The sequence below is a fragment of the Fructilactobacillus sp. X2R1C1 genome, from assembly GCF_059901435.1.
Genome location: NZ_JBWXUV010000003.1, coordinates 17574 through 42575 on the forward strand (window position 1 = coordinate 17574; position 25002 = coordinate 42575).

Genomic DNA, 25002 nt, shown 5'->3' on the forward strand with positions numbered 1-25002 from the left:
CCTTCCGCATAAATAAACTTACAACCGTGACTTCTCGTCTTCATAATTGTCAAAGAGCCGTCTTGCAATCTCATCCTCACATGGAGAATATTCATCAACAATTATTGAATTTAGATTGGCCATGATTGAGTAGCCATAAATTAAAGAATTAATTAGAGGGTCTTTATCAAACGAGTCACAGTCCATGGCAACTTTGTGGTTGTCAAAAGAAAGTCCTAGTTTGGTGAAATATTCTTCATTTTTCTGAGACCAAATAGCATCAATCGTGTATTTGTATGTCATGGAGAACTCCTCCTTACAAATAGTTACTTCAAATGATTACTTGATTTATACACCCGTGGTAATCGATCCGAATACCCACATGCAATCTCATAGTGAATAGTATGACAGTAGTCGGCAACGTCTTGGAGAGTAATAGTATGACCGTGATCAGTTCCCACCAAGGTCACCTTTGTTCCAATTGGCAACTGATGTGGTAACTTCACCATCAGTTGATCCATACATACTCTTCCGACAATTGGACAATACTGTCCATCTACTAGAAGTGAAAATCCCTGCATCGAGCGACGAACTCCGTCTGCATATCCAACAGGAACCGTTCCAATCCACTCCTTTGAGTTGGATGTATAAGTTGCACCGTATCCAATTGAACGACCAGCATTAACTTCTTTAACGTAAACTAACTCACTGGTAAAGCTCAGTGCTGGTTTCAACTTAAATGGTGAAGCAATCTCAACCCCCGATGGATTCAAACCATAGCCAGCCACTCCAAAGCGGACCATGTTTCCACCCGCTGCTTTATGCCACATACTAGTAGCTGAATTTGCCACGTGAACATAACGAGGTTTATCGGGAATCGCAGTCATCAATTCGTTAAAATTATCCAATTGATACTTAAAATAATCATCATTAGCGCTATCTGCGGTAGAAAAATGAGTAAATACTCCCTCAAAGTCAATATACTCGCTAGTTCGGTTCAACTCAACTATTGCATCTCTAACTTCTGAAACAGTTTGGAGTCCGATCCTTCCCATTCCGGTATCCAAAGCCAAATGAACCCTAATCTTGTTCTTTAATTTCAGTTGCTCAGCTAACTTAGCTGCCTGCTTAATCCAATCAATCGAACTCACCGTAACCGAAACATTGTACTTCGCAATTAATGGAACATTTGAAAGGTCACAAAGACCCAAAACAAGAATGGGTTCAGACACAAATCCAGCTTCTCGAAGCTGAATTGCTTCGTCTAAAATGGCAACACAAAAACCAGTAGCTCCTGCTTGTTTAGCAATCCTCGCCACTTGAACCGCACCGTGTCCATAAGCATTAGCTTTGACGACCATGAATAGATCCGACTTGGCATCCAATCGTTTTCGTTCCTCACTAATGTTATGAAAAATGGCATCTTCATCAATAACTAGTTGTGCATTTCGATTTCTTCCCACTGCCATAACGTATACTTCCTCGAATAAAGTACTATCTAATTATTCTTTGATAATTATTATAACACTTAATAAATTAATTTTCTAAATAAAAGAGAGAACCAAGAAGGCTCTCTCTTTGCTACTTATTCTTAATGACAAAATTCTTTGATTTACCGTGGTTACCACCATTATGACCTCGTGAATCACGACGTCTTGAGTCGTGACCACCACGATGATTGCCAAAGCGTTTGTGACTGTTTCGGTCATTTCTCTTACCGCGATAACCGCCACCACGATGACCACCAAAGCCACCATGATTCTTAAGTGGTTTTTCGGCCGTAATGTGAACCTTAACCTGATCTCTTGTCATGTCATTCAAAAGAGCAGAAACCAAATCGACACTGTCATACTTTTCAAGGAGCTTTTTTGCGACCCGCTCAAACTTGGCAGTATCCGTCTTCTTTACTAACCTTTCAATATCATCTTCAGCAAATTTTAACTGACCAGCAAGGGCTTCGTCTTCTGAAGGTGGCTTTAAAGGAAGCATCCTAACTTTGGTAAGTCGTTCAATTCCCCTTAAATAACTCATCTCATTTGGAGTGACAAACGTTACTGAAGTACCATGATGACCGGCACGACCAGTTCTCCCAATTCGATGGACATAACTTTCTGGATCTTGTGGAATATCAAAGTTATAAACGTAAGTGACACCCGAAACATCAATTCCTCTAGCAGCCACATCAGTAGCCACTAAATAATTAATCTTGTCATTCTTAAATTCGTTCATAATCTGAGTTCGCCGTTTTTGGGTTAAATCACCGTGAAGACCAGCTGCCCGATAACCACGCGCAATCAATCCCTTAGAAACTTCGTCGACTCGTCGTTTAGTTCGACAAAATACGATGGTAACCTTAGGTGTTTGAACGTCAAACAAACGGGTCATGGTGTCAAACTTTTCGTTATCTTTAACCTTAACGTAGTACTGATCAACTAGGTCAGTGGTTAATTCCTTCGACTTAACCGTGATCTGCTTTGGATCTCTCATGAACTGAACCCCAACTCGTTTGATGGGTGCTGGCATGGTTGCTGAGAAAAGCAAAGTTTGCCGATCTTCTGGAATGTTCTTAATGATGCTTTCAATATCATCTAAGAATCCCATGTTAAGCATTTCGTCGGCTTCATCTAACACCAAGTACTTAACGTGTCCTAGTTTTAAGGTGCGACGATTAATGTGATCAAGAATTCGTCCTGGAGTTCCCACCACAATCTGTGGCTTCTTCTTCAAATCTCTAATTTGCTGGCGAATATCTGAACCACCATAAACTACTTGCACTCGAGCTCCTTCAACGCCACCAAGACGTTGCATCTCTTTTTGCGTTTGAATGGCAAGTTCTCTAGTTGGTGAAATTACAAGTGCCTGCACATCTGGATTATTCAGATCGATTTCTTGCAGGATTGGAAGGGCAAACGCAGCCGTTTTCCCAGTTCCAGTTTGAGCCTGTCCAATAACATCCTGACCCTTTAACAATAATGGAATTGTCTGAGCCTGAATTGGAGTGGGTTCGTCAAAGCCTGATTTTTCCACGGCTTTTAATAGACTATCAGATAGTCCTAAATCTTTAAACTTCAAATGTGTTCCTCCTATTGAAACTACAATTGTGAATTCAATGATTTGCTTGGAAAAAATCCGTTTTCCATAATGCGCAAATCGTCTGATTCACATTTATTTCTATATTCTTCAGCGATTACGTGTCTAAAACATATTACACCATCTGGCCTAATTTCACAAACCAAAGAACCTATTCTAACGCTTTTAAAACTCGTTCTAAGTGAATTCCGTGACTCCCTTTTAACAAGACTTCATCCCCAGTAGACAACTGGGAGTCTAGGCTTTTAGCTAATCGATCAAGCTGATCAATTGGATAATAATGAAGGGCATTTTGATTGGGATATTTTTTTTGCAACATTTGATATAAAGACTTCATAAGTGGTCCAACTAGGTAAACCTGGTTAATCAATTGCGGATCAATTGCATCAGAAATATCCTCATGCATCTCCACTCCCTTATCACCAAGTTCCAGCATGTCACCTAGAACTGCAACTCGCTTCCCTTGTAAATGAGTGGATTGAAACGCCTTTAAAACGGCTTTTAGAGCCGATGGGTTCGAATTATATACGTCACTTAAAATCATTTCACCATTTTGACCCTTAACCCATTCAGTTCGATTATTAGTAAAACTGGCATGGTCTAGTGCTGATTTCATGTTGGCCGGCAGGATTTCCGCTAGTTCACCAACTTCAATGGAAGCAAGGGCATTGTTGACGTTATAGTCACCAATTAGCGGAATGGTGAATTTCATGTTTCCAAACCGATTGGTCTTAAACGTCGTTTCGTGGTCACCGTCATAGACATCCTTTGGGTAAATATCGTTAGTGTCTTTTCTTCCAAAGGTCAACTTTTCAACGTCAAGTGATTTAGCCCGTTCGTTTAATAAGGGTTCATCACCGTCATAGACAAACACCCCATCTGGCCTAAGTCCATGGGTAATCTCCATTTTGGCATCCGCAATCTTAGCACGGGTTCCGAAAAACTCAATGTGAGCTTCACCAATCATGGTAATGACAGCGATATCAGGTTTAACTAGCTTACTTAAAAAGTCAAGTTGGCCGGGTCGATCCATCCCCATCTCTACCACCAAATATTCTGTGTTAGATTCCATGGAAAGGATCGTAATTGGGACTCCAATCTCATTATTAAAGTTAGCGTGCGTCTTAGTAACATTAAACTGAGTGGCAAGAATTGAAGCAATCATGTCTTTAGTAGTGGTCTTGCCATTACTTCCGGTAATTGCCACCACTTTAGGGTTAATCTTATTTAAATAGTGTCGACTGAGATCCTGTAGGGCTTTTAGTGTGTCATCGACTAAAATAACCGGAAAATCCTTCGGAACATCACTAATTCGACTTTGACTCCAAAACGTTGCGTTAGCCCCGTTTTTGATGGCACTAGCAATGAAATCGTGCCCATCGTGATTCCCAGTGAGTGGAACAAAAAGATCATGCGGTTTTAATTTCCGACTATCAAACGAAACTCCCGTTATTTCAACGTTTTCGTATTTTTTTGAATTCAAGTCACCATTAACGGATTTTGCAACCTCTAAAAGGTTCATTTTCATAACAAAAACTCCTCTTAATTCGATGTAAATGCATTTAAAGTATATCAGAAAAAAATCAATAAAAAAGCGACTCAGCTGGTTTAAACCAAATCGTTTAATTCTCCCTCATCATCAACGTCTCTTTGAAGTTCCCACGTTTTAGTGGAAATATCATAAGTAATTTGACCAACTTTAAAGGCTCCACTTTTCAACTGGTCATAAGAGTTCCAAATTACCTTTGGAGATCGTTTTTTGTGTCTCATTAAGGGAATCTCAAGCTTCGGTCTCTTCATAACTATCATATCATACGGAATAATAACTCCCGTAATTCCCAGTTTTAACAACTTGGTCATGGTACGTTCGTCGATATCCCTAAACGGCACTGACTTTACGAACATTCGTCTACTGTCCCACTGCTTTTTTAGATGCCGTTTAATGCAGACAGCTAAAATTTGATTAATGACACTAAAATGACGCATGTATACCTTTGTAAAGCCAGTGGATTCACCCAAAAACACAAATTGATTCTTCAATTTAACCGAAAATGGACTCGTTTGATTGAGTGGGATACCCATGTGACTCAAGTACAATAAATCTGCGATTTCATCCTCATTTAAAGAGTCCAAATCCTCCCGGTTTCTAAAATCAACCCATTTCTTGGTACTAATTTTATTGTTAATCATGTACTCTCTAATTTCATTTTGACCGGTAATTAAATCAAATTTAGTGAACATATTGAAATCATTTGCGTAACGATAATCATCATTTAATAAAATAATATTTTGGGGATCATTCTTAATTCCGTTTAAAAAATCCGACGGAAGAATTCCCCAACTGTAGGCAAAATTCTTAACTGGATTAACCTGAAAATACACTGTGTTAATTAACATATTTGTCTTGCTCCAATCTTTATTACCCCTTTCACCATAAAATAAGATTTTAATAACCATTTTTCCAACTCACGTCATTTTCTTACGTTATAATTAGCATTCATTTTTATATATATGGAGTTCAATTACTGTTAATATAGTAATAACGATTTAAATTTCGGGAGTGTGGATTATGAAAAAAACTAACGTTTTATTTGTCTGCTTGGGGAACATATGTCGATCTCCCATGGCAGAAGCAATGTTTAAAAAAATGCTTATAAATAAAGGACTTTCAAATCATTATTCAGTAAGTTCAGCTGCCACCGAAAACGATGAGGCAGGTAGTCGTCCTCATCCTGGTGCTCAAAAAACCATGGACGCTCATCACTTGGATTATAGTGGGAAACAATCCCATCCAATCACCGCTTACGACATCGATCATGCTGATTACATTATTACCATGGATGACTACAATATCAGTGATCTTAAAAAGATGATCCCCAAAAGTCAATGGAATAAGCTTCATTTATGCATGGACATTGTTCCCGGTAAAAAGGGAGTCAACATCGTTGATCCTTGGTATACCCATCGATTTGAGGATACCTATCAAATGCTTGATCAATCTTTGCCCCTGTGGCTAAAGTACATGCAAGAACATCATAACAGCAAACAGGAAGGAAGCGAATCATTTGAATCAGAATAAAGCCCCAATCTCTGATCCGGTTCCTTCAGAAATATGGCACAAAAACCTAGTAGCACTATGGTTTGGGATGTTCATGAATGGATTAGGTTTTAGTGAAGTCATGCCTTTTCTCTCCTTGTTCATCGCTACCCTAGGCCACTATAATTCTAGTCAACTAAGTATCTATAGTGGGCTTGCTTTCTCAGCCTCTTTCATTGTTACCGCCGTCGTCTCTCCCATTTGGGGATCTTTGGCTGACAGATACGGCCGAAAAGTGATGCTTTTACGAGCATCACTTGGAATGGCAATCTGTCTAATATTGATGGGCTTTGTTACTGCTGTTTGGCAGTTAATTGCCCTTCGATTTATTCAAGGAATCTTCTCTGGATACATGAGCAATGCCAACGCCTTACTTGCGACTCAGGTACCAAAGCGAGAAAGTGGGAAAGCCCTTGGAATTTTAACCACCGGCAACGTCTCAGGAACCCTTTTTGGCCCCTTCATTGGCGGAATTTTAGCTTCTGTCTTTAGTTATCGTCTTACCTTCTTCATTACTGGTGGTTTACTCATTTCCGTCTTTTTTGTCACGCTATTTTTTGTTAAAGAACACTTTAAACCGGTTGCAAAAGAAGATAACCTATCTACCAAACAGGTTATTTTCGAACTTTCAAACGTCAAACTGATTTTTGGAATGTTCTTGACCACCCTGATTATTCAAGCCTCTAATTTCTCCATTTCACCCATTCTGTCACTGTACGTAAAAGAAATCATGCACAATAGTCCTCAAGTCACCTTTTACAGTGGAATTGTTGCCGCAGTTCCGGGAATTGCCACGCTTTTTGCCGCCCCCAAACTGGGAGCATTAGGCGATCGAATCGGGACCTCCAAGATTATGCTAGGCGGTTTCATCTTTGCCATCTTGGTCTACATCCCCATGGCGTTTGTAACCAACGTCTGGGAATTAATGGGACTCAGATTTCTGATTGGAATCTCCAACGCCTGTATGCTACCTGCCGTTCAAACCATTTTAGCTAAAAACACCCCATCTAACGTTACTGGTCGGATTTTTAGCTGGAACCAGTCCATGCAAGCAGCTGGAAACTGTATCGGACCCATCATCGGATCCATTGTTTCTTCTTTGTTTGATTACTCAAGTGTGTTCATTTCAACCGCAATCCTTGTCTTCATTAACTTTTTGTTAGTATTAAACGAAACCAGAAACGAACAGAAGACCGTAAACTAAATTTAGACAAAAAAAGAGCCAACTAGAAGTTGGCTCTTTTTATTTATTATTATTTGTCGGCAAGACCATATTTCTTGTTGAAACGATCGACCGCACCATCTGCTTGGTTGAACTTTTGCTTACCAGTGTAGAATGGATGTGAATCAGATGAAATTTCAACTCGGATTAATGGGTAAGTGTTGCCGTCGTCCATTTTGACGGTTTCATCAGAGGTTGCAGTTGAACCAGTAATGAACTTAAATCCAGTACTTGAATCTTGAAAAACAACTTGATGAAAATCTGGATGAATTCCTTTTTTCATAATATTTCGCTCCTTTTGCCCTAAACACAGTTCAGAGATTGATTATCGAATATAACATCAACCATAATAGCTTAACATTATTTTTTGACGTACGCAATAGGACCCAGGCGTTAGTCGTCCTGGTCAATCATCTGGACGTTAGCGTGTAGATTGGTTAATTTATTAGTAATATTATCATATCCGCGTAAAATATTGTCCGCATTTTCAATGACGGTCTTACCACTAGCCATCAGCCCAGCAATGACCAAGGATGCTCCAGCGCGAATCTCTCCGGCTTGAACGGTTGTCCCATGGAGGTTCTCACTCTTACTGATAATAATTGAATTATCAGTTGGATTGACCTTGATATTAGCCCCCATCTTCTGGAGCTGGGCAATGTGATTCTGACGTTCCGGATAAATCGTATCGTGAATCACACTATCCTCGTCTGCTTTAAACAGCATGGGGGTAATTGGTTGTTGTAAATCCGTCGCAAATCCTGGAAACGGTGCCGTTTTAATCTCGATACCATTTAATTTCCCAGTCTTTGGAACATAAATACTGTCTTCGCCAACTTCTAATTGAACGCCGGCTTCAATCAACTTAGCCGTGTAGGCTTGTAAATGCTCAGGAATTACGTTCTTAACGTTAATTCCCTTCCCAACAGCGGCGGCTAACGTCAAGTATGTCCCCGCTTCAATTCGATCAGGGATAATCGTATGCGTCGCCTTGGCCTGGAGATGATCAACGCCTTGAATCCTGATGACGTCGGTCCCAGCTCCTCTGATCTTAGCTCCCATACTATTCAAAAACGATGCAATATCAATGATTTCCGGTTCTTTAGCGGCATTACTAATGGTAGTAACCCCATCAGCCTTTACCGCTGCTAGAATCGTGTTGATCGTCGCTCCAACCGAGACCATGTCAAAGAAAATTGAAGCCCCATGAAGTCCATTTTCCGTTGCATTAATATCGACCGAATCATCACTTTCATTGACTTCTGCACCCAAGGCCTTAAAGGCGCGAATGTGCTGGTCAATTGGCCGTGGTCCAATATTGTCTCCACCAGGGAAACTAATCGTGGCACGATGAAACTTGCCGAGAAGCGCTCCCATAAAATAATAGGAAGCACGTAGACTTTTAATTGCTTTACCGGGCAACTCACCCTCAAGTATATTAGTTGGATCAATGTTTAAGACACCATCTGAAAAATCAGATGTTACGTTCATCGACTGGAGGATTAGCATGAGATTATGCACATCCAAGATATCGGGAACCATGTCAAGTTCCACTGGACTATCCGCCAAAATAGCGGCCGGTATCAAAGCGACCGTACTATTCTTAGCTCCGCCAACGGTGACGTCGCCATATAGAGGATGTCCTCCTGATATTTTTAGTATCGTCATAATTGGTAATCCTCACTTATATCATATCTTTTAATAATAATCATAGGAAAGTTTTCACCAAAACACAATACAAAATCAGAAATTATTTTATTAAGATTATAAAGAAGCCTGGTTACTTCTTGTGATTATGCATGTGTTCTTTGTCGGCAGCGGCGACAAACGCCTTGAATAATCCCTCGGGACGATTTGGACGTGATAAAAATTCGGGATGGTATTGTGCTGCAACGTAGAAGTGATTATCAGGAACTTCGACCACTTCAACCAAGTGATCATCTGGTGAGGTCCCAGAAATAACTAAGCCAGCATCTTCCAGGTCTTTTCTAAATTTATTATTGAATTCATAACGATGACGATGACGCTCTGAGATCTCCCTTTTGTTGTCGTATGCGGCGGCGGCTTTACTCCCTGCTTTTAACTTAGTTTTATAAGCACCCAAGCGTTGGGTTCCACCAGCATCAGTAACATCATTTTGATCGGCCATGAGATCAATCACATTGTGCTTAGTCTGCGGATCAAATTCAGTTGAGTTGGCATCCTTATAACCCACAACGTCTCTAGCATATTCGATGGTAGCAATCTGCATTCCAAGGCAAACACCTAAATAAGGAACATCATTTTCTCTAGCATATCGAGCGGCTTGAATCATTCCTTCGACCCCTCGATTACCAAATCCACCAGGAACCAAGATTCCGTCCATTCCCTTTAACTTCTTAGAAACGTTGTCTCTGTTAATCGTACCCGCATCAACCATGTGAATGTTAACTTTATCGTCAGCAGCATAACCGGCATGTTTTAAAGCTTCATTGACGGACAAATAAGCATCGTTTAGATCAACATACTTACCAACAATGGCAATGTTAACCTCACCCTTGAGATTTCTGATGTGCTTCTCCATCTTCTTCCAGTCTTTCATGTCAGCCTCTGGAGCTTTAACGTTAAAGTGCTTTAAAATCTCATCGTCCATGTCCTGTTTTTGAAAACTAAGCGGGATTTGGTACAAGTTAGGAGCATCGATGGACTCGATGATATCCTTAACCGGAACATCACAGAACATGGCAATTTTTTTCTTCATCTCATCACTAACTGGTTTCTCAGCACGAAGAACCAACATATCGGGTTGAATGCCAATTCCCCTTAATTCTTTAACACTGTGCTGGGTTGGTTTGGTTTTCATTTCCTTTGCGGCGTGCAGGTACGGAACAAGCGTAACGTGAATATAAAAAGTATTCTCATCACCGACTTCATGTTTCATCTGACGGATGGCTTCCAAAAACGGTAGGGACTCGATATCTCCAACCGTTCCACCAATTTCTGAAATAACGATATCAGCGTCCGTGCTTTGAGCGGCACTCATAATCTTTTGTTTAATCATTCCAGTAATGTGAGGGATGACCTGAACGGTTCTCCCAAGATAATCTCCGTGACGTTCTTTTCTTAAAACTTCTTCATAGATTTTACCGGTCGTAAAGTTAGAGTACTTGTTTAAATTGTTATCAATAAAACGTTCGTAATGACCTAAATCAAGATCAGTTTCAGCACCATCATCGGTAACAAAGACTTCTCCGTGTTGATAAGGATTCATTGTTCCCGGATCAATGTTGATATATGGATCAAATTTTTGGATCGTAACGTTAAAACCACGATTCTTCAATAATCTTCCGATTGAAGCGGAAACAATTCCCTTTCCTAAGGAAGAAACTACTCCACCGGTTACAAAAATATACTTAGTCATGCTTAACTCCTCCATCAAATTTAGGTTACAACATAAAAAAAGCTCCCCATTCATTGAATAGGGAGCGGTTACTTATTCGAAATACTTCACATGTTTGTAAAGTGCCCAAATAGTATGTTAAGGGATTCTACATAATTAGTCAAGTTTAATCATTGTCGTCATCATCTTTTTTATCATCATCGTCATCTGAATTGACCTCTGAGAGGTCGCCTTCAACACCATCATCATCGTCAATGGCGTCATCATCAGTATCAGGATTTTCTTCATCAAGATCCTTATGATACTTATCCTTATCGTCAGGGGTATCATCAAAATCATCCTGATCTTCTGGATCATCGTTATCATAGTCGATCACGTCATCATCGTCAGCTGCATCAGCCATAAAAGCATTCACCTTACGATGCTTTTTGGGAGTATTACCGTTGTCTTCTTCACCTTCATTGATGGTGGCTTCGTTAATGGATTCATATGGGTACCAAGTACGAAGACCCCAAACGTTATTGCCAAGGGAAATAAAACTCCCATCAACATTAAGGTCTGTGTAGAATTGAGGTAAACGATCACGAATTACTTGGTTGCTGTCCCCCAAGTATTTTTGTACTTCGTTGGTTAAATCAACGAATGACATGGTTTTACCAGCATCAGCTAAAATTGCATGAGCCACTTCAACCATTGATAATTCGCTTTTATCTTGCTTGTCTAATTCTTTAAGTTCCAATTCGACCACGCCTTTCTAGATTCCTAACAGACTAATAATACTAGTTTAACATTTAAATTGCAATTTGACTCGATAGTCGCCGACTTTCTGTCCGTCGGTGTACAACTCATAGTTAATCTCAATCATTTGCCATCCGTTTTTATCATCTCTAGATTGCTTAATGCTAGTGGTATGTGCCCCAATTTTTAGATTACCAAATGGCGTTCGGTACAAGTCTTCGATTGTTTCGTTCGGTTTAAAATGAAGTTCAAGATGATTTTTGCCAGCACGAGTTAACCGAATCGCATCTTTTCCAATCCGGTAGGTGACAGGAACGTCCGGCTGTCCGTCAACGTGTTCAACGTAACGTAAATAACGATAGCCGTTGAGCATAACTAGTTGCCCATTTTCTTTAAAATGATGGTGTTCGACGTTTTCGTCCTGTTTTATTTCGATTACAATCTCAACTTGAACTTTTTCGATCTTTTCGTTTTCTGTCAAAAATATCACCTCACAAATTTGATTTTACGCCGTTAGCAATGGAAATGCACTAACTTTGAGTTTGTCATGACGTTTATTTTTATTTCAGTTATAATGAAGAGAGATTAGTATAAGTGGAGGTCTTTTATTGAAGTATTACAATCAACCATTGAAATATGACAAAGTTTTTCGTGACCCAGTTCTGGGTCACGTTTACGTTGAACACCAAGTAATTCTCGATCTCATTAATACGCCTGAATTTCAACGTCTAAGACGAATCAAGCAGTTAGGAACTACTTCATTAACCTTTCACGGAGCAGAACACACCCGATTTAGCCACTCTTTAGGAGTGTATGAAATTACTAGACGAATTTGTGATAATTTTAAGCGAAATTATCCGTCTAAAAAAGCGGGTGATGGCTTATGGGATGATTCAGAACGAATTGTGGCCCTGTGTGCCGCTCTACTTCACGACGTTGGTCATGGAGCTTATTCACATACGTTTGAACACATTTTTCACACCAATCACGAACAGATTACCCAACAAATCATCACTTCAAACGAAACGGAAATTAACCACGTCTTAAGTGAGGTCGGTCCCGATTTTCCCGAACGCGTCGCCAGTGTCATTAACAAGACCTATGACAATCCGCAAGTCGTCCAAATGATTTCAAGTCAAGTTGATGCCGATCGGATGGACTACCTTCTAAGCGATTCATATTACACTGGAGCACAATACGGTAATTTTGATTTGGATCGGATTCTTCAGGTGATGCGTCCGTACTCTGGCGGGATTTGTTTTCGGGCAAGTGGTTTACACGCGATTGAGTACTACATTGTTTGTCGTTTTCAAATGTATCAACAAGTATACTTCCATCCCGTCTCACGTTCGATGGAGGTTATTTTAAGTCACCTACTGATGCGGGCGAAAGAATTAGCGTTACAACCTAAGAGCACCTTTAAGCCTAGTCTTTTAATGCCAATCTTTTCTAATAACTACTCCCTAGATGATTATTTACAAATTGACGATGGGGTGCTTAACACCTACTTCGTCATGTGGCGCAAATCAGAAGATCCGATTCTCTCTGACCTCGCCAAACGTTTCTTAAATCGGCGTCCCTTTAAATCCGCTAAATACAATGATCAGACGGAATTTTTAATCCCTAAGCTACAAAAGATCATTGAAAAAGCCGGATTTAATCCAAAGTACTACACTGCCACTGACAACAGTTTTGATCAGCCCTATGATGTCTACGATCCCAAAAGTAAACATCAAAACGCCCAGATTGAACTGATGGAAAATGATGGTAATTTGGTAGAACTTTCTCAGGCTAGTGACCTAGTTCGTGCCATTACCGGAAAACTAATTGGTGACAAGCGTTTTTTCTTTCCACGTGAAATGCTTAAGCCAACAAAAAACGTCGAACTTTTTCAACCTTTATACGATGAATTTCAAAAATACATTGATAATGACAACCTTATAATTCCAAAGGAGAACTAACATGGATATCAAATTAATTGCCATCGATATCGACGGCACCCTATTAAACGAAAAAAATCAATTAGCAAAAGCAACCATCGAAGCTATTACTAAAGCCTGCAATCAAGGCATAAAAGTGGTCCTTTGTACCGGACGCCCCATTACTGGCGTAAAGCCATACCTTGATAAGCTGGGAATTGACGGAGACGACGAATACGCCATCACTTATAATGGTGCCCTAGTCGAAACGGTTAGTGGCAAAGTGTTAATCAAAGAAACGGTTAAGTATGATGACTTTTTAGAAATTGAAATGATGTCACGAGAAATGGGCGTCCACTTCCAAATCGAAACGGTTGATTCCATTACCACTACCAATCGTGATATTAGTCCCTTTTCCGTTGAAGAAAGCCATCTTGTTTCGATGCCCATCAAATATCGAACTCCTGGCGAAATCACCCGTGACGTCAACATTTACAAACTGATGTACGTCGATTATCCGGACAAGATTACCAAAGCAAAGGGCAATCTACCAAAATCAATCTACGACCGAATGAGTGTCGTTCAGAGTTCACCGGTCTTTCTTGAGTTTATGAACTCAAATTCAAGTAAAGGCAATGCCTTACGGGATCTTTCCGAAAAGCTTGGTTTAAAGCCAGATAACGTCATGGCCATTGGCGATCAAGGGAATGATATTTCGATGATCAAGTTTGCGGGACTGGGAGTGTCCATGGGTAACGGAATCGATGAAGTTAAAAAGAACGCCCAATTTGTTACTAAACCTAATTCAGAAGATGGGGTAGCATACGCCATCAATAAGTACGTTAATCAATAACAAACGAGCGCAAAAAAATAATCTTAGCTTAAAATGCTAAGATTATTTTTTATCCATTACTTTTTTTCATCATCCTTACCATAGTCAAACCGATGACTAAACAGCGGACTAACGGGACGATTTTCGTTAATTCTAGTAATTGCGTCTCCAATTAATGGTGCAACTGAAATTTGTTTGATCTTGTCAATTTTTTTATAATCGGGTAACTGAATGGAATCAGTCACAACCAGTTTCTTAATTGGCGAAGCTTCGATTCTTTCGGTTGCTGGCCCTGATAAGACGGGATGGGTACAACATGCATAAACTTCTGAAGCACCAGCATCCATTAAGGCTTGCGCACCTTTCGTAATGGTTCCAGCTGTATCAATCATATCGTCAATCATAATACAACGCTTCCCCTTTACATCCCCAATGATGTTCATAACTTGAGCAACGTTGGCTTTTGGGCGACGCTTATCAATAATAGCAATTGGAGCCTTTAAAAACTCAGCCATGGCACGAGCTCGACTCACCCCACCATGATCAGGCGAAACAACTACCGCGTCTTTTGCGAGTCCGTTCTTGATGAAGTAGTCAGCAAGGAGCGGTGCCCCCATCAAATGATCAACGGGAACATCAAAGAATCCTTGAATTTGAGCAGCATGTAAATCAAGGGCTACCAAACGTGTGATTCCATCTTTTTCCAGCATGTCTGCCACTAACTTAGCGGTAATTGGTTCACGACTTCGTGCTTTTCGATCTTGTCTAGCGTAACCATAGTATGGAATAACCACGTTAATGGTTTTGGCACTTGCTCTTCTTAAAGCATCGATCATGATTAATAATTCCATTAAATTATCATTAACGGGATCAGAAGTTGATTGGATAATATAAACGTTATCGCCACGAATGCTTTCTTCAATATTAATTTGAATCTCACCATCGCTAAAGCGACTGACGGAAGCTTTTCCCAAGGGAACTCCCACTCGTTTAGCAATCTTTTCTGCAAGCGGACGATTTGAATTTAAAGAAAAAATCTTTAATTTTGGATCAGCATACTTTTCAGCCATTATAACCCCCACATTTTTTTCCTACCTAATCAATTCCATTATATTATTTTCAGAAAACAATTTCACTATTTAGCTCAAATTAATTAGCGCCTTTAAAGGGAAGTTTTTTATAATAACCCGGCTTGTTAGTCTGGCGCTCTCTAGCAATTCCCATGTCATACTGATCCATGTCGTCGGTAATGGTCGAACCAGCCGCAATAAAAGTATGATCAGCGATGTGGACTGGGGCGATCAAGTTGGAATTACTTCCAATAAAAGAATCATCACCAACCGTTGTGGTGTGCTTATGGGCTCCATCGTAATTCGCAAAAATCACTCCGCAACCAATATTAATGTGTTTACCGAGTTTAGCATTGCCAACGTAAGTCAGATGACCCATCTTGGTTCCCTCGCCAATGGTGGCACTTTTGACCTCACAGAAGTTGCCAATGTGGACGTCCTTCTCAATCTTAGCACCCGGTCTTAAATGACTATCTGGTCCGATATCAGAACCTGGCATCATCTCAGAATCTTCAATTACCGAAGAGAAGACCTTAACGTTATCATGAATTTTACTACCAGAAATTTTAGAGTGGGCACCAATGATACAGTTACTCCCAATTTCCGTTCCGTTTTGCAGTTGAACTCCTGGTTCAATAATGGTATCTTGACCAATCTTAATGTCACTATCAATGTAAGTATCAGCAGGGTTCACAATCGTAACGCCATTTTGCATGTGTTGACGATTAATCCGGGCTTGCATAATTTGGGTGGCGCGGGCCTGAGCGACCCGATCGTTTACACCCATCGATTCATTAAAGTTTGCCATCTTGTAGGCAGCAATTGTGTGACCCTCATTTTTTAAGACTTCAATGGCATCAGTTAAATAATATTCACCCTGAGCGTTATCGTTATTAATCTTGTGCAAAGCCTCAAATAACGAATGATTATCAAACACGTAAACCCCAGTGTTAATCTCATGAATGGCTTGCTCTTCCGGCGTAGCATCCTTTTGCTCCACAATCTTTTCTACAATCCCAATGTCATTTCTAACAATCCGGCCATAACCAGTCGGATCAGGAGCTTTAGACGTCAAAATGGTCGCGGTGGCCTTTTTTTGTTCGTGATACTCAAAGAGTTGCTTAAGAGTAGAGGAGGTAAACAATGGAGTATCACCACTAATAACTAACGTCTCACCATCTGAGTTCTTTAAAAGTCCTTCAGCTCGTGCAACGGCATCGCCAGTCCCAAGTTGTTTATCTTGGACGACGTACTCACAACGATTGCCAAGTTCGTTTTCCACATCTTCAGCACCGTAACCAACAATCGTGATGATGTTATCCATATCTAACTTGGATACCTGCGTCAAAACATGGTCAACCATTGATTTCCCACAAATTCGGTGGAGAACTTTATATAACTTGGACTTCATCCGGGTGCCCTTACCAGCCGCTAAAATAATCGTATTCTTTGAACTCATTTTTGTTCCCCTTGTAATTAATTTTTAATTTGTACTCCCAAAAATTTTTTGGGCATAATTGCCAGGTTTAATCTCAATCTGATCATCTTTAATATCCATTTTAAGTAATGAAGTAAAATCAGTAACCCTTCTGTGACCTGGATCATCAGTTTCAACAAAAACCGTACTGCCCACCAGATGACAATCAAACTCATCAATCAGGGACGTCAGACCAGAAATCGTTCCACCACCACGCAAAAAATCATCAACAATCAAAACGTTAGAACCTGGCTTCAGGCTTCTTTTTGAGATTGTCATTCGTTTAACTTCTTGACTAGATGCCGAAACGTAGTTAACACTCACGGTCGACCCCTCAGTAATTTGAGAGTCGTGCCTAGCAATTACCAGTGGCACATTTAAATACGTGGCAGAAGCTTCGGCAACTGGAATTCCTCTCGTTGCCACCGTTAGTACTGCGTCAACTTTCTGAAACAGGTATTGGGTGGCAATGATCCGCCCAATGGTTTTCAACTTCTCCGGTTGGCCTAAAATATCGGACATATAAACATAACCACCAGGAAGATAACGATCGTTATCGTTTAAGATGTCAGAGACCTCTTTAATAAACTGATCAGCCGCCTCTTTTAAAATGTATGGCGTAAATTTGGCGCCCCCAGAAGCTCCGGGAACGGTCTCAACCAGACCAATCCCACGTTGTTGAAATGCTTGCTTCACAATGGCTAAGTCCTCACTAATGGAAGATTTAGCAGAATTGTAGCGCTTAGCGAAAAAAGTTAATGGTACTAATGTATGAGGACGGTTTAATAGATAGTTTGTCATATCTACTAATCGTTCACTTCTTTTAAATTTCATGCTTTCACCTCGTCATAAATTGGCACACAAGGAAATTTTAGCATAAATGTTCGTGTTTTACTTCACTTTATTGAAAAAAGAGTAAAAAAAAGAGGAACTAAATCAAATTAGCCCTCCCTAAAGTGATTATAAATCAGTGATCCAAAGTAAATGGCAACCTCAATAACAGCAATAAAGAAACTGACCGGCCAGTTCGTGTAGTATCCAAGCGTTAATCCAGCCCAAACTCCGATCAAACCAAAAACAATGGCCAGTCCAATCATTTTTCCGACTGAATGGGCAAAGTATTTAGCACTCGCAGCTGGCAAAGTCAAAAGGATAAAAATCAAAAGTGCCCCGACAATTTGAGCAGCCACGGAGACGCTTAAGGCCAGCATCACTAGGAAAATCAATGAGAGAATTCCACTTGGAATTTTCTGGGCTCTGGCTCCCACTGCATCAAACGAATCAAACTTTAAGTCCCGATAAATACATAGGGTCACGATTAACACAATCACCGATAACCAAATCATCTGATGGACTTCAGAAGCACTGATTCCAACAATACTTCCGAATAGGATATTAGTGGCGTAACTAGCACTACTGTTTGAAAGGGCTAGAAATAAGACTCCTAGTCCAATAAAGAGGGCCGAAACAGCACTGATGGTATCTTCTCGTCTTTCGGCAACGGAACCAGCACTCATTCTCCCAACTAGAACCGAACTAATGGTGGTAAAGAGTAGCATCCCGTTTAACGGACTAATCCCAACAAACATTCCAAAGGAAGCTCCAGCAAACCCAATCTCAGATAAAGTGTGGGTCAGAAACGGCATGTTTCTTGAAACGACAAACACCCCGATTACCCCACAGACCACCGCAATGATGGTACTGGCTAAAAAGGCATTACGCATAAATTCAAAACTAAACATCGGCTTGCCCCTTCCAAAATTCTTCAACATTTAAGTTCTTAATTGGTCCAAATTCATAATTATCAGGACGCAAAAACAAGTATTCGTTAGCGAACTTCTTTGCTAGCGGAATGTCATGCGTAACAAAAATTACGGTTAACCCACTTTTGACGTTTAGATCGGAAACCACATTAAGCAGGTTCTCCTTGGCCTCTGGGTCAAGACTTGCCGTCGATTCATCCAAAATCAAAAGATCGGGTTTCACTACCAGCGCCTGTGCTAGATAAGCTCGCTGTTTTTCCCCACCGGAAGTTCTTCCTAATGGTTCTTTGGCAATATCAGTTAGGTTAGTCTCAGTTAGGACCTGATTTAACGTTTCACGATCTTTTCTTGAAAGCCATGGTAGTTTAAACCCACTAAAAGCTAGAGCAACAAAATCTTTTACCGACAACGGATATTCGGTATCAATATTTCTAAACTGGGGCACATACCCAATCTTGACCTGAGAACGATCCGGGATAAACTGAACTTTTCCACTGGTGGGCTTCAATTGACCAAGAATCACTTTGATCAAGGTGGTCTTCCCTACTCCATTCTGGCCTACAATACTTAAAAAACTACCACGTTTCACGTTAAAGCTCAAATCACTTAAAACGTGTTTATCCGCAAAATTAACGGTTAAATTTTCTATCTTTAAAACTAAGTCATCCATCTTTAAACTCCTACCATTTCGAGCTTCAATAGTACTAACGAAGCTTACTAACTAATCAATAGTTCTCAACTAATATAACACTGTTATCTTAAAACATGCAACTAACAACTCGGGGAAATCATGGATTATCTTGACTAATTTAAATGCCCTTATTATCTTAAAGACTACTAATAATATAAAGCAAAAAAAAAGACCTTTCGGTCAATTCATTAAACAAAGTTAATCTCGATGTTCTTGGTCAAAATATCAGTATAACTGTATGATACTTGTCCTAGCTTCTCGTCTGGATCAAGTGTAATTAAAAATACAGCGGGAAATGTCTCAGCCAGAACTCCATCATATTCGTTAGTTCGTTTTCTTCCGGCTTGTGCAGTTACATGGATTTCCTGTCCAATGTGATTATCTAGAAATAATTTAATCTTAGATAGACTAGTTGGCATTATCAATCACCTCGCGTATTACTATTATACATTAAAATCAATATAATGTAAAGGTAATGGATGAATAGCCTGTTATGCCAGCAATCCACTTATGTGAAACTGATTTGCCATTTTCACAAATTGATCAACCGATAACTGTTCGGGACGGTCTGACTTATTAATGCCTAACCGTTTTAAATCCTGTTCAATTTGTTCTTTTACCTCAGGTTTCTTTCCAAAAATACCCTGCAAATTATTCCAGAGTGTCTTTCTTCGGTGCATGAAACATCCATGCGCAAAGCCAAAGAAAGCTTTTTCATCGTAAGCAATCACCTTTTTATCTGTTTTCGGGGTTAACTTGACCACCGCAGAATCAACTTTTGGTGAGGGAATAAAGGACTTGGCCGATACGTTAATTGCAATCTCAACGTTTTCTAGATACTGAGTGATAACCGTCAAAGCCCCATAGTCGCGATTGCCCGGCTTTGCGCTAATTCGTTCTGCCACTTCTTTTTGCATCATCAACACCGTTGAATCAAATTTAACGTTGCCCTTTAAAATATCCATCAAGATTGGTTTGGTGACATAGTAAGGCAAATTAGCCACAACTTTTAGGTGGTGTTTTCCATCAAAGTTTTCTTTAATTAATTTTGGCAGATTAGCCTTCAAGAAGTCTTCATTAATAATTTTAATGTTGTCATAGGGACTGAGAGTCTCATCTAAGATTGGGAGAAGATTCTCGTCAATTTCAAAGGCCATTACGGCGTGAGCTGATTGAGCAATTTGTTCAGTTAATGCCCCAATGCCAGGTCCAATTTCAATTACATCATCGGCTTCTGATATTTGGGCAACTGCAACGATTTCTTTTAAAACTCCAAGATCGTTCAAGAAATTTTGCCCCAAGCTTTTCTTCGCATTTAAACGGTATCGGTTCAAGATGGCCTGGGTCCGAGCTGGACTGCCGATTGCGGGAACTTTACTCATCTAATCCCTCCTTATCATCAACTTGTTTTAGTGCATCGTTAAACTGTTTTTTCGTGATGCCAAACATTTGCAATCTTTTTTGCATTTGTTTAGCGTTAACATACCCCAAATGAAGCAATTCACCAAGTTCCAGTCGGCGTTCCTTGGCTTCTTTCGTTCCTACTAAACCAGCTTGAATCAAATCCTGCTTACTAATGACTTCTGGATTCTCATCGCTTTCGGTGTACACTTCAGACAAGGCATTCCGAATTGCTTCTGGACTAGCATGCTCAACCCCAAGGGATCCCTTCTGTGTATCAGGAACTGCTTCCGACTTTTTCAAAAAGGCATGCTTTGCTTCTGGAATCTCATCTGAAATTATTTTTCTGATTTTTTCCCCAGAAAAATCTGGATCAGTAAAAACGATGATTCCACGGGTTTGTGCCAACCGATCAATTAGATCGAGGGTCTCATCCGAAATCGCAGAGCCCCGGGTTTCAATCGTATCAGCATCAACGGCTCGTTGAATTTGTTTGGTATCATCTTTTCCTTCAACCACAATTACTTCTTTAATTCTTTTCATTTTAATTATCCAATCCAAATATTCGATTCGTATTTTCGTACGTCGCCTTTGCGACCACATCAGGATCAATGTCTTTAAATCTGGCAACTGCTTCTAGGGTATACAAAGAATAAGCCGGCTCATTTTGCCGCCCACGAAACGGTTCTGGCGTTAAATATGGGGCATCCGTTTCCACTAGGATTTTATCCATAGGAGTTACGCGAGCAGCTTCATGAACCTCTTTGGTTTTCTTGAAGCTCACTACCCCACTGTATGAAACCACCATCCCTAAATCAATGAATTTCTTCATCCATTCACTATCTCCGTTAAAACTATGGATAATGCCACCGATTTCACCAATGTTTTCGTCCTTTAAAATCCGGTACACGTCCTCAAATGCATCCCGGTTATGGACTGAGATTGGTAAATGCATGTTTTTGGCAATTTCAATTTGTCGCCGAAAGACTCGTTCTTGCACGTCTTTCGGTGTGACATCTTGAAAATAATCCATTCCAATCTCACCAACGGCAACCACCTTGGGATTTTCTAGTTGCTTTTCGAGCAGTTCTTCCTGCTCACGACCGTAATTCATAGCGTCTTCTGGATGCCATCCAATAATTGAATACAGATTGTCGTACTGAGCTGAAAGCTCCAAGGAACGCTCATTTAGCTCAGTATTGGACCCGACGTTAGCCATTCTAACAACACCAAGTCTTTTGGCGTGTCGAACGTAGCCCTCAATATCATTTTGGAATGGTTGATCGTTTAAATGAGTGTGGGAATCAAATATTTTCATTGACTATTCCTTTCATAATCGAAAAAGTTTCACTAATCATTGACTAGTGAAACTTTTTTACTACTCTAAAGTACTGCCATTATCTAAAGTTTGGTCAACAGTTGCTACTTTAATTGAACCGTCTTTTTGTTCAACGGACAAAATCATTCCCTGACTTAACTCACCACGAAGTTTCTTTGGCTTTAAGTTAGCGACAATGATCACTTTTTTACCAATTAATTGTTTAAAATCTGGATACCACTTGGCAATTCCAGAAACAATCTGACGGTCACCGTCATCGCCAGCATCAAGTTGAAACTTAAGTAATTTATCAGCATTTTCAACTTTAGATACATTTTTAATTTCTGCGACCTTTAATTCAACTTTTTCAAAATCACTAAAATCCAAATTCTTTTTCTCTGATTTTAAAATTGTCTTTTCTGGGTCAAAGGTATTTTTTTGGTCAGCACGTTTCATTGCTGAACGACCCTTGGTTTTGTCAGATTGAGTCATCTGATCCTTAATGAATTTAACTTCAACGTCGCGATCTAAACGAGGGAAAATTGGTTCACCATTCTCAATTACCCTTTGTTTTTCAGGAAGTCCAGAAAGAGCGGCATTTTTTATGTCAAACCCATCCATCTGATCAAGACCTAACTGACGATACATCTCATTCGCCGCATTTGGCATAATTGGACTTACTAAGATCGCAATCAAGCGCAGACTGGCAACCAAATGACTCATGACGTTTGCTAATTTAGCTTGGTCATCTGCGTCATCCTTGTTCTTAGCCAAGGTCCATGGCTCAGTCTGATCGATGTACTTGTTGGTTTGAGAAACTAATTTCCAAATCTCAGCCAAGGCATCAGATAAATGAGTGTCATTCATTAACCGTTTAAATTCTGAAACGGTTGTTTTAGCAATTTTTTGTAAATCAACACTCGGTTGATCATTGGAATCGTGATATGAAGGTGTTACGCCATCTTCGTATTTATTGACCATTGCAATCGTTCGGTTCAACAAGTTACCAAGGTCGTTAGCTAGGTCATAGTTAACCCGATCAACAAAGTCTTCAGGAGTAAAAATCCCGTCACTTGCAAACGGAATTGCTCTAATCAGATAGTATCTGGTAGCGTCTAATCCATAACGATCGATTAACGTCTCAGGATAAATTACGTTGCCCTTTGACTTGGACATCTTTCCGTCTTTCATGGTCAGCCAGCCGTGGCCATAAATTTTCTTTGGCAGTGGGAGACCAAGGGCGTGAAGAATAATTGGCCAATAAATGGTATGGAAACGAACGATTTCTTTCCCAACCATCTGTAGATCAGCTGGCCAAAATTTCTTAAACAACTCGTCATTATCACTGTCATAACCAAGGGCAGTGATATAGTTTGACAATGCATCAATCCATACGTAAACCACGTGCTTAGGATTTGACTTAACGGGAACTCCCCACTTAAAGGTGGTTCTCGAAACCGCTAAGTCATCCAAACCTGGTTTTAAGAAGTTGTTAACCATTTCGTTCATTCTAGAATGCGGCTCAATGAAGTCAGGATGCTCTTTGTAGTAATTCATTAACCAATCAGAATATTTACTCATCTTAAAGAAGTAACACTCTTCGTTAACAAGTTGAACTTCGTGTCCAGATGGGGCTTTTCCGCCAATCACGTTGCCCTCAGCATCACGATAAACCTCTGCTAATTGTGATTCGGTAAAGTATTCTTCGTCTGAAACCGAGTACCACCCCGAATACTGTCCAAGATAGATGTCGCCTTGGTCTTGTAACGTTTGAAATATTTTTTGCACGGCTTTTACGTGCTTATCATCAGTGGTTCTGATGAAATCGTCGTTAGAAATATCTAAATTAGCCCACAAGTCAGATATTTGAGTGGCCATCTTATCAACGTAACTTTTAGGATCAACACCCAACTTTTCTGCTTTTTGTTCAATTTTTAGTCCGTGTTCATCGGTTCCGGTTAAATAAAACACGTCGTAGCCAGATTCCCGCTTAAAACGAGCCAGTGCGTCACAGGCAACCGTCGTATAAGCGTTCCCGATGTGTAACCTTCCTGATGGATAATAAATTGGTGTTGTAATGTAATATGTTGGTTTTTCAGCCATCCCAATTCGCTCCTTTATTCCTATCGTACAAACTAAATCGTACCAATATTATACTACTTTTGTCCCTTAAAACAGATCGAGTTGCATGGGAGCTAACCCACCAAAGTTCAATCCTAAAATCTTTTTTAACTGAAGGGCATTGTCAGCCGCATCATGACCAGAGTTGTTGTTAAAAATGACGCAAACTACCTTAGCTTTTTGGCGTAGATCATCAACAACTTCGGCAAAATGCTTTAATTCCTCTTCGTTATAACGGTACAGAGTCCGTTTCTTACGCCACTGGGAGCTCTTTTCAAACCAGCCCTTTTGGTTTTGACCGTGCAGTCGAAGCATGACGAAATTTTTATCCGTAACAACGGGTTCAAAGGGCACGCCATCTGACAGGTTATGAGGCTCGTCAGCGATCACTTCACTCATTTTGAGGCTCTTTAGATAATCGTGGACATCATTTGAGATTTCATCACCATACCAGCTAGGATTACGAAACTCAACTGAGATGGGTAAACTTCCCATCCACTCACGAACTAGTCGAAGGTACCTAATGTTATCATTGTTTAAACGGAAGTACGGTGGAAACTGAAATAAAACGGATGCCAACTGATTACCATCTACTAGTGGCGCAACCATCTCACCATACCGCATAAATTGCTCCCTTCTAACCTGCTCATTATCTTCACCAAACTGTGGCAAATGATGTTTGGTCATCAAATAATTGGCCTTTAAGATGAATTGAAAATTGTTTGGAACCTGCTTTTGCCAATTCTCCACCGTCTTAATCTTAGGGATGCCGTAAAACGGATTATCAACCTCAACAACGGGAAAATGTTCCGCATATTCTGATAAAGTAACTTTGCGATCTTCCCCATTAATCAGTGATGGATGATCAGACCAGGTTGTCAGTCCAATTAAAATCACGTTACCAC

25 protein-coding genes are annotated in these 25002 nt (G+C 40.1%); 4 read left to right on the plus strand and 21 right to left on the minus strand.

The annotated features are described in order from the left end of the window. Positions 1-18 precede the first annotated feature (18 nt). From AC6UDG_RS04895 to AC6UDG_RS04915, 5 genes are all read right to left on the minus strand, one after another. On the minus strand, positions 19-282 hold the full coding sequence (locus tag AC6UDG_RS04895; protein ID WP_500693980.1) for a hypothetical protein: 264 nt from the start codon (positions 280-282) through the stop codon (positions 19-21). A 23-nt stretch (positions 283-305) separates the two neighbouring features. Beyond that, a complete protein-coding gene (gene alr / locus AC6UDG_RS04900) occupies positions 306-1448 on the minus strand; it encodes an alanine racemase (RefSeq protein ID WP_500699649.1) in 1143 nt (380 codons plus the stop codon). 112 nt (positions 1449-1560) lie between these two features. Then, positions 1561-3051, minus strand: a complete 1491-nt coding sequence (gene cshA, locus AC6UDG_RS04905) for a degradosome RNA helicase CshA (protein WP_500706671.1) — start codon at positions 3049-3051, stop codon at positions 1561-1563. A 169-nt stretch (positions 3052-3220) separates the two neighbouring features. After that, complete coding sequence (locus AC6UDG_RS04910; RefSeq protein ID WP_500706673.1) at positions 3221-4597, minus strand: UDP-N-acetylmuramoyl-tripeptide--D-alanyl-D-alanine ligase; 1377 nt, start codon at positions 4595-4597, stop codon at positions 3221-3223. A gap of 80 nt (positions 4598-4677) precedes the next feature. Continuing rightward, positions 4678-5466: a hypothetical protein gene (locus tag AC6UDG_RS04915; protein WP_500706675.1), complete on the minus strand. Its 789-nt coding sequence runs from the start codon at positions 5464-5466 to the stop codon at positions 4678-4680. 172 nt (positions 5467-5638) lie between these two features. Here AC6UDG_RS04915 and AC6UDG_RS04920 point away from each other — a divergent pair, with 172 nt between their 5' ends. Both AC6UDG_RS04920 and AC6UDG_RS04925 read left to right on the plus strand, forming a co-directional pair. Continuing rightward, the gene (locus tag AC6UDG_RS04920) at positions 5639-6148 is read left to right on the plus strand and encodes a low molecular weight protein-tyrosine-phosphatase (protein WP_500696918.1); all 510 of its coding nucleotides are present in this window, start codon (positions 5639-5641) and stop codon (positions 6146-6148) included. Further along, positions 6135-7370: a multidrug efflux MFS transporter gene (locus AC6UDG_RS04925; RefSeq protein ID WP_500699646.1), complete on the plus strand. Its 1236-nt coding sequence runs from the start codon at positions 6135-6137 to the stop codon at positions 7368-7370. The genes AC6UDG_RS04920 and AC6UDG_RS04925 overlap by 14 nt, the downstream gene beginning before the upstream one ends. A gap of 49 nt (positions 7371-7419) precedes the next feature. On the opposite strand, the gene AC6UDG_RS04930 is transcribed toward AC6UDG_RS04925, so the two are convergent. The 5 genes from AC6UDG_RS04930 to AC6UDG_RS04950 all read right to left on the minus strand — a co-directional run bounded on the left by AC6UDG_RS04930 (position 7420) and on the right by AC6UDG_RS04950 (position 11986). Continuing rightward, the gene (locus AC6UDG_RS04930; RefSeq protein ID WP_500693987.1) at positions 7420-7671 is read right to left on the minus strand and encodes a type B 50S ribosomal protein L31; all 252 of its coding nucleotides are present in this window, start codon (positions 7669-7671) and stop codon (positions 7420-7422) included. A gap of 110 nt (positions 7672-7781) precedes the next feature. After that, positions 7782-9056, minus strand: a complete 1275-nt coding sequence (gene murA / locus AC6UDG_RS04935) for a UDP-N-acetylglucosamine 1-carboxyvinyltransferase (RefSeq protein WP_500693988.1) — start codon at positions 9054-9056, stop codon at positions 7782-7784. 112 nt (positions 9057-9168) lie between these two features. Then, positions 9169-10788: a CTP synthase gene (gene pyrG / locus AC6UDG_RS04940; protein ID WP_500706678.1), complete on the minus strand. Its 1620-nt coding sequence runs from the start codon at positions 10786-10788 to the stop codon at positions 9169-9171. A 145-nt stretch (positions 10789-10933) separates the two neighbouring features. Next, on the minus strand, positions 10934-11506 hold the full coding sequence (gene rpoE, locus AC6UDG_RS04945; RefSeq protein ID WP_500706680.1) for a DNA-directed RNA polymerase subunit delta: 573 nt from the start codon (positions 11504-11506) through the stop codon (positions 10934-10936). A gap of 45 nt (positions 11507-11551) precedes the next feature. Beyond that, entirely contained in the window at positions 11552-11986 is a 435-nt protein-coding gene (locus AC6UDG_RS04950; RefSeq protein WP_500706682.1) for a YwiB family protein, read from the minus strand. A gap of 127 nt (positions 11987-12113) precedes the next feature. Between AC6UDG_RS04950 and AC6UDG_RS04955 the strand changes: the two genes are divergently transcribed. Then, positions 12114-13466: an HD domain-containing protein gene (locus AC6UDG_RS04955; RefSeq protein ID WP_500706684.1), complete on the plus strand. Its 1353-nt coding sequence runs from the start codon at positions 12114-12116 to the stop codon at positions 13464-13466. A 1-nt stretch (position 13467) separates the two neighbouring features. Next, complete coding sequence (gene yidA, locus AC6UDG_RS04960) at positions 13468-14277, plus strand: sugar-phosphatase (protein ID WP_500699642.1); 810 nt, start codon at positions 13468-13470, stop codon at positions 14275-14277. A gap of 56 nt (positions 14278-14333) precedes the next feature. Here the strand turns inward: yidA and AC6UDG_RS04965 are convergent, their stop codons facing one another. The 11 genes from AC6UDG_RS04965 to AC6UDG_RS05015 form a co-directional block, all read right to left on the minus strand. Further along, positions 14334-15326: a ribose-phosphate diphosphokinase gene (locus tag AC6UDG_RS04965; protein WP_500693994.1), complete on the minus strand. Its 993-nt coding sequence runs from the start codon at positions 15324-15326 to the stop codon at positions 14334-14336. A gap of 79 nt (positions 15327-15405) precedes the next feature. Further along, the gene (gene glmU, locus AC6UDG_RS04970; RefSeq protein ID WP_500706686.1) at positions 15406-16785 is read right to left on the minus strand and encodes a bifunctional UDP-N-acetylglucosamine diphosphorylase/glucosamine-1-phosphate N-acetyltransferase GlmU; all 1380 of its coding nucleotides are present in this window, start codon (positions 16783-16785) and stop codon (positions 15406-15408) included. A 24-nt stretch (positions 16786-16809) separates the two neighbouring features. Further along, the gene (purR, locus tag AC6UDG_RS04975) at positions 16810-17637 is read right to left on the minus strand and encodes a pur operon repressor (RefSeq protein WP_500706688.1); all 828 of its coding nucleotides are present in this window, start codon (positions 17635-17637) and stop codon (positions 16810-16812) included. Between the two features lie 107 nt (positions 17638-17744). Then, the gene (locus AC6UDG_RS04980) at positions 17745-18545 is read right to left on the minus strand and encodes a metal ABC transporter permease (protein WP_500693997.1); all 801 of its coding nucleotides are present in this window, start codon (positions 18543-18545) and stop codon (positions 17745-17747) included. Further along, positions 18538-19236: a metal ABC transporter ATP-binding protein gene (locus AC6UDG_RS04985; RefSeq protein WP_500695771.1), complete on the minus strand. Its 699-nt coding sequence runs from the start codon at positions 19234-19236 to the stop codon at positions 18538-18540. The genes AC6UDG_RS04980 and AC6UDG_RS04985 overlap by 8 nt, the downstream gene beginning before the upstream one ends. A gap of 209 nt (positions 19237-19445) precedes the next feature. Next, a complete protein-coding gene (locus tag AC6UDG_RS04990; RefSeq protein WP_500693999.1) occupies positions 19446-19676 on the minus strand; it encodes a Veg family protein in 231 nt (76 codons plus the stop codon). Positions 19677-19748: 72 nt separating this feature from the next. After that, a complete protein-coding gene (rsmA, locus tag AC6UDG_RS04995) occupies positions 19749-20639 on the minus strand; it encodes a 16S rRNA (adenine(1518)-N(6)/adenine(1519)-N(6))-dimethyltransferase RsmA (protein ID WP_500706690.1) in 891 nt (296 codons plus the stop codon). Beyond that, positions 20632-21201, minus strand: coding sequence for a ribonuclease M5 (gene rnmV, locus AC6UDG_RS05000; RefSeq protein WP_500695774.1), 570 nt, complete (start codon positions 21199-21201; stop codon positions 20632-20634). The genes rsmA and rnmV overlap by 8 nt, the downstream gene beginning before the upstream one ends. Position 21202: 1 nt before the next feature. Then, positions 21203-21976 carry a TatD family hydrolase gene (locus tag AC6UDG_RS05005; RefSeq protein WP_500706692.1) on the minus strand — a complete coding sequence of 258 codons (774 nt, stop codon included), beginning with the start codon at positions 21974-21976 and terminating at the stop codon, positions 21203-21205. A gap of 60 nt (positions 21977-22036) precedes the next feature. Next, positions 22037-24079: a methionine--tRNA ligase gene (gene metG, locus AC6UDG_RS05010; RefSeq protein WP_500706694.1), complete on the minus strand. Its 2043-nt coding sequence runs from the start codon at positions 24077-24079 to the stop codon at positions 22037-22039. A 66-nt stretch (positions 24080-24145) separates the two neighbouring features. Next, entirely contained in the window at positions 24146-24994 is an 849-nt protein-coding gene (locus tag AC6UDG_RS05015) for a DUF72 domain-containing protein (protein WP_500699635.1), read from the minus strand. Positions 24995-25002 lie beyond the last annotated feature (8 nt).

What these genes read in the sequence shown, in the direction of transcription:
- metG (WP_500706694.1), bottom strand. Translation starts at nt 24,079, where the DNA reads ATGGCTGAAAAACCAACATATTACATTACAACACCAATTTATTATCCA.
- AC6UDG_RS04920 (WP_500696918.1), top strand. Translation starts at nt 5,639, where the DNA reads ATGAAAAAAACTAACGTTTTATTTGTCTGCTTGGGGAACATATGTCGA.
- AC6UDG_RS04895 (WP_500693980.1), bottom strand. Translation starts at nt 282, where the DNA reads ATGACATACAAATACACGATTGATGCTATTTGGTCTCAGAAAAATGAA.
- rnmV (WP_500695774.1), bottom strand. Translation starts at nt 21,201, where the DNA reads ATGAAAAGAATTAAAGAAGTAATTGTGGTTGAAGGAAAAGATGATACC.
- pyrG (WP_500706678.1), bottom strand. Translation starts at nt 10,788, where the DNA reads ATGACTAAGTATATTTTTGTAACCGGTGGAGTAGTTTCTTCCTTAGGA.
- AC6UDG_RS04915 (WP_500706675.1), bottom strand. Translation starts at nt 5,466, where the DNA reads ATGTTAATTAACACAGTGTATTTTCAGGTTAATCCAGTTAAGAATTTT.
- murA (WP_500693988.1), bottom strand. Translation starts at nt 9,056, where the DNA reads ATGACGATACTAAAAATATCAGGAGGACATCCTCTATATGGCGACGTC.
- AC6UDG_RS04910 (WP_500706673.1), bottom strand. Translation starts at nt 4,597, where the DNA reads ATGAAAATGAACCTTTTAGAGGTTGCAAAATCCGTTAATGGTGACTTG.
- AC6UDG_RS04980 (WP_500693997.1), bottom strand. Translation starts at nt 18,545, where the DNA reads ATGTTTAGTTTTGAATTTATGCGTAATGCCTTTTTAGCCAGTACCATC.
- glmU (WP_500706686.1), bottom strand. Translation starts at nt 16,785, where the DNA reads ATGAGTTCAAAGAATACGATTATTTTAGCGGCTGGTAAGGGCACCCGG.
- AC6UDG_RS04930 (WP_500693987.1), bottom strand. Translation starts at nt 7,671, where the DNA reads ATGAAAAAAGGAATTCATCCAGATTTTCATCAAGTTGTTTTTCAAGAT.
- AC6UDG_RS04990 (WP_500693999.1), bottom strand. Translation starts at nt 19,676, where the DNA reads ATGCCAACTAGTCTATCTAAGATTAAATTATTTCTAGATAATCACATT.
- purR (WP_500706688.1), bottom strand. Translation starts at nt 17,637, where the DNA reads ATGAAATTTAAAAGAAGTGAACGATTAGTAGATATGACAAACTATCTA.
- rsmA (WP_500706690.1), bottom strand. Translation starts at nt 20,639, where the DNA reads ATGAGTAAAGTTCCCGCAATCGGCAGTCCAGCTCGGACCCAGGCCATC.
- AC6UDG_RS04965 (WP_500693994.1), bottom strand. Translation starts at nt 15,326, where the DNA reads ATGGCTGAAAAGTATGCTGATCCAAAATTAAAGATTTTTTCTTTAAAT.
- yidA (WP_500699642.1), top strand. Translation starts at nt 13,468, where the DNA reads ATGGATATCAAATTAATTGCCATCGATATCGACGGCACCCTATTAAAC.
- AC6UDG_RS05005 (WP_500706692.1), bottom strand. Translation starts at nt 21,976, where the DNA reads ATGAAAATATTTGATTCCCACACTCATTTAAACGATCAACCATTCCAA.
- alr (WP_500699649.1), bottom strand. Translation starts at nt 1,448, where the DNA reads ATGGCAGTGGGAAGAAATCGAAATGCACAACTAGTTATTGATGAAGAT.
- AC6UDG_RS04985 (WP_500695771.1), bottom strand. Translation starts at nt 19,236, where the DNA reads ATGGATGACTTAGTTTTAAAGATAGAAAATTTAACCGTTAATTTTGCG.